Origin of the sequence: Vibrio sp. M260112 (assembly GCF_036533775.1) — a bacterium.
Lineage (GTDB): Bacteria > Pseudomonadota > Gammaproteobacteria > Enterobacterales > Vibrionaceae > Vibrio.
Map to the genome: position 1 here is coordinate 74,154 of NZ_JATABH010000010.1, position 15,117 is coordinate 89,270.

Consider the following 15,117-nt stretch of genomic DNA (forward strand, 5'->3'; position numbering starts at 1 on the left):
TGATGTAACCTTCACATTGACAGTAAGTTTACTCACCAGTATTTGCCTCAAAAGGTTATTTTTGCTATAGATACTCGCCTTAAAATAAACTGCAAGCGCAGTTGACTAGGTGTTAGTAGGAGATGCTGCATGCCAGAATCAAAGAAAAAAGCGCTAGGCATCCTAGCCATTGCAGGGGTTGAGCCATACCAAGAGAAAGCAGGTGAAGAATACATGTCACCTGAGCAGATGGCTCATTTTACAAAAATTCTGTCCGCTTGGCGCAACCAGCTCAGGGAAGAAGTTGATCGCACTGTACACTACATGCAGGATGAAGCAGCAAACTTTCCAGATCCAGTTGACCGCGCGTCTCAGGAAGAAGAGTTCAGCTTAGAACTACGCAACCGTGATCGTGAGCGTCGTCTAATCAAGAAAATTGAAAAAACTCTTAATAAGATTGAAGAAGATGATTTTGGCTTCTGTGAATCTTGTGGCGTTGAAATCGGTATCCGTCGTTTAGAAGCACGCCCAACGGCTGACCTTTGTATTGACTGTAAAACTCTTGCAGAAATCAAAGAGAAGCAAATGCAAGGCTAATTACGGCTTTGTTATGACTACTGAAGGGAGCCTTGGCTCCCTTTTTGGTTTGTTATACCTATTAGCGCAATAATACTATGAGTTACATCGGTCGCTTCGCCCCATCCCCTTCAGGACCTCTTCATTTTGGTTCACTGATCGCTGCGCTTGGCAGTTACTTTCAAGCAAAATCTAACCAAGGTAAATGGCTAGTTCGAATTGAAGATTTAGATCCCCCACGCGAAATGCCGGGCGCTAGCCGCCTGATTTTGGAAACGCTGGAGGCGTACCACCTTCACTGGGATGGAGAGGTCGTTTACCAAAGTCAACGTCATTCACTTTACCAACAACAGATTGATCGTTGGTTAGACTCTGGCCAAGCGTATTTTTGCCATTGCACACGCAAGCAAATTAAAGAGTTAGGTGGCTTTTACACCGGTACTTGCCGCGATCTTAAACTCACTAATGGTGAACAATGTGCCGTTCGTCTGCAAATGTCTCATCCCGTGTATCAGTTTGAAGATAGACGCCACGGTATACTCAACATTCCAACTGCTCTGGCAGATGAAGATTTTATTATAAAGCGAAGAGATGGCTTATTTGCGTACAACCTTGCTGTAGTATTAGATGATATTGACCAAGGGGTGACGGAAGTCGTCAGAGGGGCAGATCTGATTGAGCCAACCGGAAGACAAATCAGCTTATATCAAATGCTTGATGCTAAACCTGTAAACTATTTGCATCTGCCTTTAGCGCTTGATAATAATGGACAAAAATTGTCCAAACAAAATCATGCGAAAGCCATTGATAACCAAAATCCTAAGCCAGCACTCATCGATGCTATGACATTCTTAGGGTTTGATATTGATGAAGAAATTAGTACTGCGAGCTTAGATGAAATCATCCTTTGGGGGATAGAGAATTGGCACTTATCACAACTGCCTTCATCGACTGAGATCACACCAATATTCTCAAACCGCTCGCTGTAAGCTATTATTAGCCGCAAATTCGCCCCTTATGGGCCTAAGAAATTAAACTCAAGCAAGGTTGGCTTGACCAATTATTGCCATATGCACATGAATAAAAACGATTATACACCCAGCGAAACAGGAAAATTTTCTGAGCTCGCTCTAAATATTATTACTCGCCAAGAGCACAATATCTCGCGCAAACAGATCAGTGATAATGCATTGAAGGTGCTATACCGTCTTCATGGTGCAGGCTTCGACGCATATCTTGTCGGAGGCGGTGTTCGAGACTTGCTGCTTTCTCAGCAGCCGAAAGATTTCGACATCGCGACCAATGCAACCCCTGAACAAATCAGACAGCTTTTTAAAAACTGCCGTCTCATTGGCCGCCGTTTCCGCCTGGCGCATATTATGTTTGGTCGCGACATTATCGAAGTGGCGACCTTCCGAGGCCACCACCAAGAACCTAGTAAAAACGTTTCTCAGCAATCAAAAGAAGGTATGCTTTTGCGTGACAACGTCTATGGCACCATAGATGAAGATGCTGAACGCCGCGACTTTACCGTCAACGCAATGTATTACAACATCGGCGATTACTCTATCCACGATTACGCACGTGGTATCGAAGATTTAGAGGATAAACTCATTCGCCTGATTGGTGATCCTGATACCCGTTACCGCGAAGATCCAGTGCGTATGCTGCGTGCGATCAGGTTCGCGGTAAAACTGGACTTCGATATTGAAGAAGACACCGCAGCTCCGATAGAAGAACTGGCAACATTACTGCAAGAGATCCCTGCTGCACGACTCTATGAAGAGTCCCTTAAAATGCTTCAGTCTGGCCATGGCCTAGAAACTTATCATCTGATGCGTGAATACAACCTTTTTCAACAGCTTTTCCCGACCATTGCTGAGTTCTTCACTGAAGATTACTCATCGCAAACTGAGCAAATGCTGGATCTCGTGCTCGATTCTACTGATCAGCGTATCGAAGAAGGTAAACGCATCAACCCTGCATTTATGTTTGCAGCCATGCTGTGGTATCCACTGCAAGAGAAAGCCAAACAGCTGATGGAAAAGCGCAATCTCTCGTTCTACGACGCGATAATGGAAGCAAGCAACTTTGTACTTGATGATCAAGTTCGAACAATTGCGATCCCACGCCGCCACACCGCAACTATCCGCGAAATTTGGCAGCTCCAGCTCCGTATGCCACGTCGTAATGGCAAACGCGCATTCCGTCTAATGGAACTTAACAAGTTCCGTGCTGGCTACGACTTCCTCGAAATGCGAGGTGAAGTGGAACAAGGTGAAACCGCACAGTTAGCCAAATGGTGGGAAACGTTCCAGAACGCTGGTCGCAATATGCGCCAAGCTATGGTGGCAGATCTTGACGCTTCAATCGAAGGTCAACCTAAACAGCGCCGCCGTAAGAACTACCGCAAGAAGAAGCCTAAGGCATAACAATGATCACTGTTTTTATCGCACTAGGAAGTAATCTTAGTGATCCTGTCTCTCAAGCTAATGCGGCAATTGATGCCTTAAAACAACTCCCTAAGTCCGAGTTTATCCAAACCTCATCGCTGTACAGCAGTACACCGATGGGGCCTCAGGATCAACCTGACTACATCAACGCAGTTGTCGAAATTAAAACCGAATTAACGCCTCTTGAACTACTCGATTGCACACAAACAATTGAACTAGAGCAAGGGCGTGTCCGTAAAGAAGAACGCTGGGGCCCAAGAACCTTAGATCTCGATTTGATTCTTTATGGCAATGAGGTGATTGATTCCGAGCGTTTGGTCGTTCCTCATTATGGAATGAAAGAGCGTGAATTCGTGCTCTACCCGCTCGCAGAAATCGCACCAAATTTAACCCTCCCATGTGGGACCAGACTGGAAGACTTACTTAAAGTCGTTGAGCAAAACGGTCTGCGTATTTGGCAATCATAGCCAACTCCTGTAAGGAAAAATCATGAAAAAAATTACTATTAGCGACTTGATGAAATGGAAGCAAGAAGGTCGTAAATTTGCCACTTCTACCGCTTACGATGCGAGCTTTGCTCAGTTATTTGAAAGCCAAGAGATGCCGGTGCTGCTAGTCGGTGACTCACTAGGAATGGTTTTACAAGGCACTCGTGACACACTACCAGTGACTGTCGATGATATTGCCTACCACACGCGCTGTGTGCGTGCTGGCAGCCCAAACTGTCTACTAATGGCTGATATGCCATTTATGAGCTATGCCACGCCTGAACAAGCTTGTGAGAGCGCGGCTGCTTTAATGCGTGCTGGCGCCAATATGGTCAAAATTGAAGGTGGCGACTGGTTAGTCGACACAGTGAAAACACTCACAGAGCGTGCCGTTCCTGTCTGTGCACACCTCGGTCTGACGCCACAGTCAGTCAACATCTTTGGTGGCTTCAAAGTTCAAGGTCGTGAGCAAGACAAAGCGGATCGCATGGTACGTGATGCACTTGCACTACAAGAGGCTGGGGCTCAAATCATCCTACTTGAGTGTGTACCGCAAGAACTTGCAGCGCGCATCACCGAAGTGTGTGAAGTACCAGTGATCGGCATCGGTGCGGGTAATGTGACTGACGGTCAGATCTTAGTGATGCACGATATGTTCGGCATTTCAGCTAACTACATGCCAAAATTCTCGAAAAACTTCCTTGCTGAAACGGGTGATATGCGCAGCGCTGTCGCTAAGTACAAGCAAGATGTTGAAAGCGGTGCCTTCCCTGACGAAGCACATACAATCGCCTAAGGAATGATAGCCATGCAAACTTTTGCTGAAATTTCCGCTCTGCGTGAGCAAATCAAACAGCACAAACGTGATGGCCGCAAAGTTGCGTTTGTACCAACTATGGGTAACCTCCATGAAGGTCACCTTACGTTAGTCCGTAAGGCTCGCGAGAATGCGGACATCGTTGTTGTTAGCATCTTCGTAAACCCAATGCAGTTTGATCGTGCTGATGACCTCAACAACTATCCACGCACGTTAGATGATGACTTAAGCAAGTTAACGGCCGAAGGCGTTGATTTGGTCTTTACCCCGACTCCAGAGATTATCTACCCACTGGGAATTGAGAATCAGACCACTGTTGAAGTTCCTGTGCTATCTAATATTCTTGAAGGTGCGTCTCGTCCAGGGCATTTCCGTGGCGTCGCGACCGTTGTAACCAAATTATTCAATATCGTCCAACCCGACGTTGCTTGTTTTGGTGAAAAAGACTTCCAGCAACTCGCCATTATTCGCAAAATGACTGAAGACTTGGCTCTGGATACCGAAATCATTGGCGTACCAACCGTTCGTGAAATGGATGGACTGGCAATGAGCTCACGCAATGGCTTACTCACGATTGACGAACGCCAACGAGCCCCTGTTCTGGCACGTACGATGCGTTGGATCAGTAGCGCCATTCGTGGTGGCCGCGATGACTACGTGTCTGTAATTGAAGATGCCAGCGATCAGTTACGCGCTGCCGGGCTACACCCAGATGAAATCTTCATTCGCGACGCCCGTACACTTCAAGTGGTATCCGCTGAAACCACGCAGATCGTTATCTTGATGTCTGCGTTCTTAGGTAAAGCACGCCTGATTGATAATCAAGTGGTGGAAATCTCAGTTGAGAGCAAAGAAGAAGATCCGTCTGAATCGACTTCGATCTCGGCGGAATAACTAAATCTCCCCCCAAAAAAAGGGTTGGCATTTAAGCCAACCCTTTTTTGTTATCTTACTCTTTAGCTTCTCAAGCCAATTCCTCGTGTCACTAGATAATGTGCAACGCCGTATAGCAGGACGACAAAAACACCAAGAACACTGAATGAAGTGACTATACCGACATCAGAGACACCGAGAAAGCCATAACGGAATGCGTTTACCATGTAGACAATTGGGTTGATCTTCGACACCCCCTGCCAAAACTCTGGTAGCAAGCTGATGGAGTAAAATACACCACCAAGATAGGTCAGTGGAGTCAACACAAAGGTTGGAATGATCGAAATATCGTCGAAGGTTTTAGCATAGACCGCATTGATCAAACCGCCCAATGCAAAGACTACTGAGGTCATAAATACCGTTGCGATGATAATGCCCCAGTGATCAACTTGGAGATCAACAAAGAACAATGACACAAAAGTAACGATCGTACCAACCAATAAACCACGCACGACCCCGCCCATCACAAAGCCTAAAATGATCACATAATTTGGTACTGGCGCGACCAACAACTCTTCTATATTTCTCTGAAACTTCGCACTAAAGAAAGAGGAGGCCACGTTAGAATATGAGTTGGTAATCACCGACATCATGATCAATCCCGGGACGATATATTCCATATAGCTGAAACCATTCATTTCACCAATTCGCGAACCAATTAGGCTACCAAAAATGATGAAGTACAAGGTCATCGTAATGGCGGGTGGCACCAGTGTTTGTACCCAGATACGAGTAAAACGGTTAACCTCTTTAGTCAGCAGGCTACAAAATGCAGTCCAATATAAATGATACATATTATTGGCTCCCCTCTCGTACAATACTGACAAACAACTCTTCAAGACGATTGGCTTTGTTACGCATCGACAGCACCTTAATACCCTGCTCCGATAGCTGAGAAAATATGCCATTCAATCCCTGAGTTTTCTCTATTTCGATCTCCAACAAGTCATTAGAAAAAATCTGACTCTTCACACCCTGCAATTCTGGTTGTGCCGAGCCTTCTTCAAGATCAAGAATAAATGTCTCCACATCCAGTTTGCTCAGTAGCGCCTTCATGGTGGTGTTTTCGATCAGTTCACCTTTATTGATGATCCCAATGTTACGGCACAACATTTCAGCTTCTTCTAGATAGTGAGTCGTTAGAATGATAGTGATCCCCTGCTCTTGATTGATTTCTTTCAGGAACTCCCACATTGAACGGCGTAGTTCAATATCGACACCCGCAGTAGGTTCATCCAGAATCAATAGCTGAGGTTCGTGCATAAGAGCCCTAGCGATCATTAAACGTCGCTTCATCCCGCCAGACAAATTTCGTGAACGTTCGCTACGTTTTTCCCACAGATCGAGCTTAGATAAATACTTTTTTGCTCTCTCTTTGGCTACGGATTTTGACACACCATAGTAACCAGCCTGCTGAAGCACTATCTGTTCAACGGTTTCAAACTGGTTAAAATTGAATTCTTGTGGCACAAGACCGAGGTGCTGTTTGGCTAGCTCAAGATCTTTATCAATATCAAAGCCAAACACTTTTACCTGACCAGAACTCTTATTAACCAAAGATGATATGACTCCGATCGTGGTCGATTTTCCGGCACCATTTGGACCGAGTAAGGCGTAAAAATCACCTTTTCTGACATTTAAGCTAATGCCTTTTAGCGCTTCAAGTCCCCCCGCGTAAGTCTTGCGGAGCTGCTCAATTTCTAATGCATACATAAGTTACGACTGCCATTGCTTTGCGTATTCGAAATTCAGTTTATCGTTGAATGACGATGATTACAATTAAACCTTTCGAATATTTTGGAAATAATATTTACCTAACTTAGCCACAAATAAAAACGCCACCGAACGAGGTCGGTGGCGCTTTTTTACTCTAAAACATCAGACTTATATCGCTTCGTCCTGATGTTCATCACTTCCCACATGCTTCACTGCGGCTTTTAATGCTTCATAGCGGAATTTATAAGTGTTCCCTTCAGGCACTAAGTCAATGACGTGGAATTTATCCAATTGTTGGCGTGTCTGTTCATTCGGACATAGCAAGTAAACCTGACATTTAGCATCCAATGCGTCCTTGATAGCGTTTTCCAGTGCCAGTCCCACCGTAACATCAATCATTGGTACATCGGTCAAGTCTAGGATCATGACTTCATAATCAGAAATGCTGCTATGTTGACGCGAAATTGCCTTAGATACACTGAAAATCATCGGTCCAGACAAGTAGAAAAAGAGAACCTTACCATTCGCTTTATCCAACAAGCCTCGTTCACTGTCGGTTAAAGGCACATCATCTTCATCTGCATCACTGATGGCTTTCACTTGTCTTGCTTGCTCACGGCTTAAACGCTCAATAATAATAATATTGGAGATAAATACACCCAGTCCGACAGCTGCAATCAAATCAACGAATACAGTCAGCAGCATGACACCGTACATGATCGCCATACCAGAAAAACTGACTTTGTGCGCGCGTTGGATAAAACTCCAATCTAAGATATTGAAACCGACATAGACGGCAATACCGGCTAGCACCGCCATTGGAATTGGCTCAGTCAAACCACCCGCGACAAGAACCACCAGTGCCAACACCAGAGCACGAATCACACCAGATAACGGAGAGCGTGCACCAACTTGGATGTTGGTAACCGTTCCCATTGTTGCCCCTGCACCAGGCAGAGCGCCAAACAGACCTGAGATCATGTTTGCCAAACCTTGGCCACGAAGCTCTTTATCTGAGTCATGTTCTTTACGCGTTAAGGAGTCACCAATGACCGCTGTCAGCAAGGTGTCAATACAGCCTAAAGTACCCAGCACTAAGGCATCGATCACCATCTCAGTAAACATCGCCGAATCAATCTGAGGGATCACTAAAGAAGGCAGTCCTGCTGGGATCTCACCAATACGACGGATGGCATCGGTATCAAATAGAATGACGGAAAGTAAGGTCACAACGATCAGTGCGACTAATTGAGCTGGAACATACTTACGATAATGTTTAGGAAAGAAGAACAGAATCGCTAGGGTTAGCAAACCAAGAAACAGCTCGCTAAATCTCATGTTAGCAACCGTTTCTGGCAACGCAGAAAGCGTTCCCATGACGCCACCGGATGGGGCGGCATGACCGAGTAGTGGAGAGAGTTGGAGAATAATTAATATAACGCCAATTCCCGACATAAAGCCAGATATCACGCTATATGGCATTAAAGTGACATATTTTCCAAGCTTCAACGTACCGAGTAAAATTTGGAATGCACCTGCCATCATGACAACAGTAAACGTCATTGCCATACCGGTTTCTGGGTACTTCGCCACCATACTGGTGAGTACCGCTGTCATGATAACCGTCATAGGACCGGTAGGTTCAGAGATCAGCGTGTTTGATCCACCAAACAAGGCCGCAAATAAGCCGACCATGATGGCCCCCCAAAGGCCAGCCTCCGCACCCGCTCCTGAAGCGACACCGAAAGCAAGTGCTAACGGTAAAGAAATAATGGCGGTTGTCACACCACCAAACAAATCCCCTCTGAGATTTATATCTTCAAAACGACTCGCGAACACAACTTTGCTCCATGCTTATTACTCAACATTACCCACAGACACCGTCTATGGTGACGCCACTGTGGTTATGTATTGGCATTACAACGTCTTACTCTAAAGTCACATCAATCTATGGTCGTTCTTAGACGGCATAACCTTAGAATTTGTAGGCAAAAATGACGCCAAATGCTGCGAAATAACGCTATTTACATCATCTTATCAAATGTTATCGAGTAGAGATAAGTGTTAATCGCATCCTATAACTCATACTTTATAACCATTTGTTAGGATAACGACTAAGTTTATGATTTTTGGCGCTCAAACACGTCAGATGAGTACATTTTTGGCCAATTTAACTAGGAAGGAAATTGTAACATTGTGTATAGTGGTGCAAGTATATTTTAAAGGTTGTGAAGAAATGCCGGAAATTAAACAGCTATTTAAAAACAATTCCAAATGGTCAGAATCGATTAAAGCAGAACATCCCGAGTACTTTGCGAAGTTAGAAGAAGGCCAAAGCCCAGACTTTCTTTGGATTGGTTGCTCAGATAGTCGCGTACCCGCAGAACGTCTTACCGGACTTTACTCGGGGGAGTTGTTTGTTCACCGAAATGTCGCCAATCAGGTAATACACACCGACCTTAACTGCCTCTCTGTCGTCCAATATGCCGTCGATGTGCTCAAAGTTAAGCACATTATCGTTTGTGGTCACTACGGTTGTGGTGGTGTTAACGCCGCGATTGACAACCCACAACTCGGTCTTATCAATAACTGGTTACTGCATATTCGAGATCTCTACTTCAAGCACCGTAATTATTTAGATGCCATGCCTGTAGATAAGCGTGCTGACAAATTGGGCGAAATCAATGTCGCGGAACAGGTTTATAATCTGGGTAACTCCACTATCTTGCAAAACGCTTGGGAGCGAGGACAAGAAGTTGAAATTCATGGCGTGGTCTATGGTATCGGTGATGGCAAACTCGAGTATTTAGGGGTTCGCTCCAGCTCTCGCGAGTCTGTAGATACGTCATACCAGAAAGCAATGGAATCGATTCTGAACCCAGAACACCATTTACTGTGTCGTTAAGCACAACCAAAAACGCCCGCTATTGAATGCGGGCGTTTGCTTTTCGTCACTTCACAGAGTTTTACTTACTCTTGAGGTACAACTTTACCAATGTATGATAGGTGACGGTATTTCTGTGCATAGTCGATACCAACACCAACAACAAATTCGTCAGGTATTTCAAAACCAATCCACTTCACATCCACGTCAACTTCACGACGAGATGGCTTGTCTAGCAGAGTACATATTTCGATTGATTTAGGCTCACGAAGACTCAAAATATCCTTAACCTTATTTAGCGTATTACCTGTATCAATAATGTCTTCTACAAGCAGAACATCCTTACCTTTGATGTCGTCATCAAGATCTTTAAGGATGCGAACATCACGTGAACTTTCCATCGTGTTGCCATAACTAGAAGCGGTCATAAAATCAACTTGATGAGTAAGCTCAATCGAGCGAGCCAGATCCGCCATAAATACGAATGATCCGCGTAGCAAACCAACCATGACTAGATCTTCACTACCTTGGTAGTGCTCAGTAATCTGCTTACCTAACTCTTTTACTCGCTCGCTGACTTCTTGCTCAGAAATCATTACTTCTACTGTATGTTTCATACCAATCTCGTTTTTCACGTTCTCTGTACCAGGTCAATGAATGACCACTTACGTACAGTCTGATGCTTTAAGGGCGTAGTTTAGCACTAGCCAGCATCAAGGAAAAACGTTTGCCTAAAATAATGATCGATAAATTTAATGTTTCAGGTTGATCTTTAGCACGACATTAACAAAAGTGATTATAAAATAAGCAGAAATCGTTGACCTGACACATATGCACCATTACACTCATAGAGCGTCATGCAATTTATAAAATACTAAAATAGGGCAAAGCCCAGACAATTATATTAACAACTCATTTGGCAAGGAAATTAACTATGGACTCTATAGCTAAAAGACCGCGTACGCGTCTATCACCGCAAAAACGTAAGCAGCAATTAATGGAAATCGCTCTCGAAGTGTTTGCACGTCGTGGCATCGGGCGTGGTGGTCACGCTGATATTGCTGAAATTGCACAAGTCTCTGTCGCTACCGTTTTTAACTATTTCCCTACTCGCGAAGATCTTGTTGATGATGTACTTAACTACGTAGTACGTCAGTTCTCAAACTTCCTCTCAGACAATATCGATTTGGATATCCACGCGAAGGAAAACTTAAACAATCTAACCAACAATATGGTTGATTTGGTGGTTAATGACTGCCATTGGCTAAAAGTTTGGTTTGAGTGGAGCGCATCGACTCGTGATGAAGTGTGGCCACTGTTTGTGACTACCAACCGTACTAACCAGCTATTAGTACAAAATATGTTTGTTAAAGCGATCGAACGTGGTGAAGTATGTGAACAACATGAACCTTCACATCTGACTACGTTATTCCACGGAATCTTCTATTCACTGTTTGTTCAAGCCAACCGAATTCAAGATGAAATGGTTATGTCTCGATTGACACAAAGCTACCTTAATATGCTTTGTATCTACAAGCATGCTGAGAATGCATAATTTTTACGAGTAAATGTTAAAGGCCTACCCTTTGTTGAGTAGGCCTTTTTTCTGTCTTGGCGAAATTGAACAATAAAAAAACCGCTGAACAATCAGCGGTTTTTTAGCGTCTCTACGAAAAAATTACTTTTTCTTTTTCGCTTTAGGGTTTGGTAGGTCAGTGATAGTACCTTCAAACACTTCCGCTGCTAGACCCACAGACTCGTGTAGAGTTGGGTGAGCATGGATAGTTAGAGCGATATCTTCCGCATCACAACCCATCTCGATAGCTAGACCGATTTCACCTAGTAGCTCGCCACCGTTAGTACCAACGATAGCACCACCAATTACACGGTGCGTGTCTTTATCGAAGATCAGCTTAGTCATACCATCAGAACAGTCTGAAGCGATCGCACGACCAGATGCAGCCCATGGGAATGTCGCTGTTTCGTAGTTAATGCCTTCCGCTTTCGCTTCTTTCTCTGTCTTACCAACCCACGCCACTTCTGGCTCAGTGTAAGCAATTGAAGGAATAACTTTAGGGTCGAAGTAGTGTTTCTTACCAGAAATAACTTCTGCTGCAACGTGACCTTCATGCACACCTTTGTGAGCAAGCATTGGTTGACCAACAATGTCACCGATCGCGAAGATATGAGGAACGTTAGTGCGCATCTGCTTATCGACTTTGATGAAGCCACGCTCGTCAATTTCTAGACCCGCTTTCTCACCATCAATCAATAGACCATTTGGAACACGACCGATAGCAACAAGAACAGCATCGTAACGCTCAGCTTCTGCTGGCGCTTTCTTACCTTCCATTGAAACGTAGATACCGTCTTCTTTCGCTTCAACCGCTGTCACTTTCGTTTCTAGCATTAGGTTGAACTTGTTCTTCACACGCTTGGTGTAAACTTTAACGATGTCTTTATCTGCCGCTGGGATAACTTGGTCGAACATCTCTACGACGTCTACCTTAGAGCCAAGAGACTGGTATACCGTACCCATTTCTAGACCGATGATACCACCACCCATAATCAGTAGTTTTCCTGGTACTTCTTTCAGCTCTAGAGCATCCGTTGAATCCCAGATACGTGGATCTTCGTGTGGAATGAATGGCAATTTGATAGGACGAGAGCCTGCTGCGATGATAGCGTTGTCAAAAGTAACCGTTGTTGACTCGCCTTCACCTTCTACAAGAATAGTGTTAGGACCAGTGAACTTACCGTAACCATTAACAATGTTAACTTTACGCATCTTAGCCATACCGCCAAGACCACCAGTAAGTTGGTTTACAACTTTCTCTTTCCAGATACGAATTTTGTTGATATCTGTTTGTGGCTCACCGAAAACGACGCCGTGTTCAGCCATCGCTTTAGCTTCTTCAATTACTTTTGAAACGTGTAGAAGCGCCTTAGATGGGATACAACCAACATTCAGACATACACCACCTAGGGTGTTGTAACGCTCGATAAGTACAGTTTCAAGACCTAAATCTGCACAACGGAATGCAGCTGAGTAACCAGCAGGACCAGAACCAAGTACAACAACTTGGGCTTTAATTTCTTTGCTCATTGTGACCTCTTGTAGTCATTATCCCTAACAGGCTGAGTGGGTATTGATTTATATGTTCAAGTCGATTTGTTTTAAACAGTTATTTTCAGACCGCCAACAGTTTACAGAGATGTTAATGGAGTGAAAAGTAAATCAATTTAGCCTGTGAGCTAGACAACAATTCGATGAGTAAAACCTTATTGAATCTAAGGTCTGCTATCAAATTGTCTGGTAATTATTATTAGCAGAGGCGGCTTAATTGCCGCCTCTTAATCGTCTATCGAATTAAAGAACTAGACGACGGATATCTGATAGTGCGCCATTTAGGAACGTAATGAAACGTGCACCTTCAGCACCATCGATCACACGGTGGTCGTATGATAGAGATAGTGGAAGTTGTAGACGCGGTTCAAATTCTTTACCGTTCCAAACTGGTTTAATTTCAGATTTAGATACACCTAGGATACCAACTTCTGGCGCGTTAACGATTGGAGTAAACGCAGTACCACCGATACCACCAAGGCTTGAAATCGTGAAACAGCCACCCTGCATATCTGCTGCAGTAAGCTTACCAGCACGTGCTTTCTTAGAAACCACCATTAGCTCTTCAGATAGCTCGTAAATGCCTTTCTTGTTCACGTCTTTAAATACAGGAACAACTAGGCCGTTTGGCGTATCTACCGCGATACCGATGTTCACGTATTTCTTCAGAATTAGGCTTTCACCATCTTCTGATAGAGACGAGTTGAACGCTGGGAACGCTTCAAGTGCTTTAGCTGCCGCTTTCATGATGAACACTAGTGGAGTGATCTTCATGCCAGAGTCTTTCTTCGCTTCAATCGCGTTCTGCTCTTTACGGAATGCTTCTAGCTCAGTGATGTCTGCATTATCCCACTGTGTAACGTGAGGGATCATTACCCAGTTACGGTGTAGGTTCGCACCAGAGATCTTCTTGATACGTGATAGAGGTTGAACCTCTGTCTCACCAAACTTGCTGAAGTCAACTTTTGGCCATGGTAGTAGACCAAGAGCCGCGCCGTCACCTTTGCCAGATACGGCTGCACCTGCGCCAGACTCAAGACGCTTAAGCGCTTCTTTAACGTAAGACTGAACGTCTTCTTTCAGGATACGGCTCTTACGACCAGTACCTTTAACCTTAGATAGGTTAACGCCAAATTCGCGAGCTAGGCGACGAACAACTGGAGACGCATGTGCGTACTCGTTGTTTTCTTGGAAATCGCCAGCTGCTGGAGCTGCTGCCGCTGGTGCTTCTGCTTTAGGAGCTGCCGCTGCAGGCGCTGCTGCTTGTGCTGGAGCTGCTACAGGTGCAGGCACTGCGCCCGCCACTTCGCCTGCCGTTGTAGAGAAAATCATGATGAGTGAGCCAGTAGACACTTTGTCGCCAGCTGCAATCTTGATTTCTTTAACCGTACCCGCGAATGGTGCAGGAACTTCCATTGAAGCTTTGTCGCCTTCAACAGTGATGAGCGATTGCTCTTCATCCACTGTATCGCCAACTGCGACCATGATTTCAGTCACTTCTACTTCGTCGCCACCAATATCAGGCACGTTCACTTCTTTTGCTGCAGCTGCTGCCACTGGAGCTTCTACTGCTGCTGGTGCCACTGATGGAGCGCCGGCTGTTTCGAATACCATGATTAGAGAGCCAGTCGATACTTTATCGCCAGCGGCTACTTTGATCTCTTTTAGAGTACCTGCAAATGGTGCTGGAACTTCCATAGAAGCTTTGTCGCCTTCAACAGTGAGAAGAGATTGCTCTTCTTCAACACTGTCGCCAACTGCAACCATAATTTCAGTCACTTCTACTTCGTCGCCACCGATATCTGGTACGAAAACTTCTTTCAGTTCTGCTGCTGGAGCTGGAGCCGCTTCTGCCGCAGGAGCAGGTGCAGCTTCAGCTGCACCCTCGGCTTCGACATTCTCTTCAACGAATAGCATGATTAGAGAACCAGTAGAAACCTTGTCGCCTTCTGCGATTTTGATTTCTTTAACGATACCTGCTTGAGATGCAGGAACTTCCATAGAAGCTTTATCGCCTTCAACTGTGATCAGAGACTGCTCTTCTTCAACCTTGTCGCCAACGCTTACAAGAATCTCAGTAACTTCAACCTCATCCGCACCGATGTCTGGTACATTAATTTCGATTGCCATTTCTTATCTACCTT

At 44.8% G+C, this 15,117-nt stretch carries 14 protein-coding genes; 8 read left to right on the top strand and 6 right to left on the bottom strand.

Annotated elements, in window-relative coordinates; genetic code table 11:
- Positions 1-129 precede the first annotated feature (129 nt).
- From dksA to panC, 6 genes are all read left to right on the top strand, one after another.
- Positions 130-576: an RNA polymerase-binding protein DksA gene (gene dksA, locus QTN95_RS06960; RefSeq protein WP_331416900.1), complete on the top strand. Its 447-nt coding sequence runs from the start codon at positions 130-132 to the stop codon at positions 574-576.
- Between the two features lie 77 nt (positions 577-653).
- The gene (gluQRS, locus tag QTN95_RS06965) at positions 654-1,544 is read left to right on the top strand and encodes a tRNA glutamyl-Q(34) synthetase GluQRS (RefSeq protein ID WP_331416901.1); all 891 of its coding nucleotides are present in this window, start codon (positions 654-656) and stop codon (positions 1,542-1,544) included.
- Positions 1,545-1,625: 81 nt separating this feature from the next.
- Entirely contained in the window at positions 1,626-2,987 is a 1,362-nt protein-coding gene (gene pcnB / locus QTN95_RS06970; protein WP_331416902.1) for a polynucleotide adenylyltransferase PcnB, read from the top strand.
- Positions 2,988-2,989: 2 nt separating this feature from the next.
- The gene (folK, locus tag QTN95_RS06975) at positions 2,990-3,475 is read left to right on the top strand and encodes a 2-amino-4-hydroxy-6-hydroxymethyldihydropteridine diphosphokinase (RefSeq protein WP_138973109.1); all 486 of its coding nucleotides are present in this window, start codon (positions 2,990-2,992) and stop codon (positions 3,473-3,475) included.
- 22 nt (positions 3,476-3,497) lie between these two features.
- Entirely contained in the window at positions 3,498-4,292 is a 795-nt protein-coding gene (gene panB, locus QTN95_RS06980; protein WP_138973110.1) for a 3-methyl-2-oxobutanoate hydroxymethyltransferase, read from the top strand.
- Positions 4,293-4,304: 12 nt separating this feature from the next.
- Complete coding sequence (gene panC / locus QTN95_RS06985) at positions 4,305-5,207, top strand: pantoate--beta-alanine ligase (RefSeq protein ID WP_331416903.1); 903 nt, start codon at positions 4,305-4,307, stop codon at positions 5,205-5,207.
- Positions 5,208-5,269: 62 nt separating this feature from the next.
- Here the strand turns inward: panC and QTN95_RS06990 are convergent, their stop codons facing one another.
- The 3 genes from QTN95_RS06990 to QTN95_RS07000 all read right to left on the bottom strand — a co-directional run bounded on the left by QTN95_RS06990 (position 5,270) and on the right by QTN95_RS07000 (position 8,801).
- Positions 5,270-6,040 (bottom strand): ABC transporter permease, encoded by a 771-nt coding sequence (locus QTN95_RS06990; protein WP_138973112.1) that lies wholly within the window; start codon positions 6,038-6,040, stop codon positions 5,270-5,272.
- A 1-nt stretch (position 6,041) separates the two neighbouring features.
- On the bottom strand, positions 6,042-6,959 hold the full coding sequence (locus tag QTN95_RS06995) for an ABC transporter ATP-binding protein (protein WP_331416905.1): 918 nt from the start codon (positions 6,957-6,959) through the stop codon (positions 6,042-6,044).
- 171 nt (positions 6,960-7,130) lie between these two features.
- Complete coding sequence (locus QTN95_RS07000; RefSeq protein WP_138973114.1) at positions 7,131-8,801, bottom strand: SulP family inorganic anion transporter; 1,671 nt, start codon at positions 8,799-8,801, stop codon at positions 7,131-7,133.
- Between the two features lie 397 nt (positions 8,802-9,198).
- Between QTN95_RS07000 and can the strand changes: the two genes are divergently transcribed.
- Positions 9,199-9,867, top strand: a complete 669-nt coding sequence (can, locus tag QTN95_RS07005) for a carbonate dehydratase (protein WP_331416906.1) — start codon at positions 9,199-9,201, stop codon at positions 9,865-9,867.
- Between the two features lie 65 nt (positions 9,868-9,932).
- On the opposite strand, the gene hpt is transcribed toward can, so the two are convergent.
- Positions 9,933-10,463 carry a hypoxanthine phosphoribosyltransferase gene (gene hpt, locus QTN95_RS07010; RefSeq protein WP_331416907.1) on the bottom strand — a complete coding sequence of 177 codons (531 nt, stop codon included), beginning with the start codon at positions 10,461-10,463 and terminating at the stop codon, positions 9,933-9,935.
- A gap of 317 nt (positions 10,464-10,780) precedes the next feature.
- On the opposite strand from hpt, the gene QTN95_RS07015 reads away from it, so the two are divergent.
- Positions 10,781-11,401, top strand: a complete 621-nt coding sequence (locus QTN95_RS07015) for a LuxR/HapR/OpaR family quorum-sensing transcriptional regulator (protein WP_331416908.1) — start codon at positions 10,781-10,783, stop codon at positions 11,399-11,401.
- Positions 11,402-11,524: 123 nt separating this feature from the next.
- Here QTN95_RS07015 and lpdA read toward each other — a convergent pair whose 3' ends face one another.
- Positions 11,525-12,952, bottom strand: coding sequence for a dihydrolipoyl dehydrogenase (gene lpdA / locus QTN95_RS07020; protein ID WP_138973118.1), 1,428 nt, complete (start codon positions 12,950-12,952; stop codon positions 11,525-11,527).
- 264 nt (positions 12,953-13,216) lie between these two features.
- Positions 13,217-15,103 (bottom strand): pyruvate dehydrogenase complex dihydrolipoyllysine-residue acetyltransferase, encoded by a 1,887-nt coding sequence (gene aceF, locus QTN95_RS07025; protein WP_331416909.1) that lies wholly within the window; start codon positions 15,101-15,103, stop codon positions 13,217-13,219.
- Between the last annotated feature and the right edge of the window lie 14 nt (positions 15,104-15,117).

What these genes read in the sequence shown, in the direction of transcription:
- dksA (WP_331416900.1), top strand. Translation starts at nt 130, where the DNA reads ATGCCAGAATCAAAGAAAAAAGCGCTAGGCATCCTAGCCATTGCAGGG.
- gluQRS (WP_331416901.1), top strand. Translation starts at nt 654, where the DNA reads ATGAGTTACATCGGTCGCTTCGCCCCATCCCCTTCAGGACCTCTTCAT.
- pcnB (WP_331416902.1), top strand. Translation starts at nt 1,626, where the DNA reads ATGCACATGAATAAAAACGATTATACACCCAGCGAAACAGGAAAATTT.
- folK (WP_138973109.1), top strand. Translation starts at nt 2,990, where the DNA reads ATGATCACTGTTTTTATCGCACTAGGAAGTAATCTTAGTGATCCTGTC.
- panB (WP_138973110.1), top strand. Translation starts at nt 3,498, where the DNA reads ATGAAAAAAATTACTATTAGCGACTTGATGAAATGGAAGCAAGAAGGT.
- panC (WP_331416903.1), top strand. Translation starts at nt 4,305, where the DNA reads ATGCAAACTTTTGCTGAAATTTCCGCTCTGCGTGAGCAAATCAAACAG.
- QTN95_RS06990 (WP_138973112.1), bottom strand. Translation starts at nt 6,040, where the DNA reads ATGTATCATTTATATTGGACTGCATTTTGTAGCCTGCTGACTAAAGAG.
- QTN95_RS06995 (WP_331416905.1), bottom strand. Translation starts at nt 6,959, where the DNA reads ATGTATGCATTAGAAATTGAGCAGCTCCGCAAGACTTACGCGGGGGGA.
- can (WP_331416906.1), top strand. Translation starts at nt 9,199, where the DNA reads ATGCCGGAAATTAAACAGCTATTTAAAAACAATTCCAAATGGTCAGAA.
- hpt (WP_331416907.1), bottom strand. Translation starts at nt 10,463, where the DNA reads ATGAAACATACAGTAGAAGTAATGATTTCTGAGCAAGAAGTCAGCGAG.
- QTN95_RS07015 (WP_331416908.1), top strand. Translation starts at nt 10,781, where the DNA reads ATGGACTCTATAGCTAAAAGACCGCGTACGCGTCTATCACCGCAAAAA.
- lpdA (WP_138973118.1), bottom strand. Translation starts at nt 12,952, where the DNA reads ATGAGCAAAGAAATTAAAGCCCAAGTTGTTGTACTTGGTTCTGGTCCT.
- aceF (WP_331416909.1), bottom strand. Translation starts at nt 15,103, where the DNA reads ATGGCAATCGAAATTAATGTACCAGACATCGGTGCGGATGAGGTTGAA.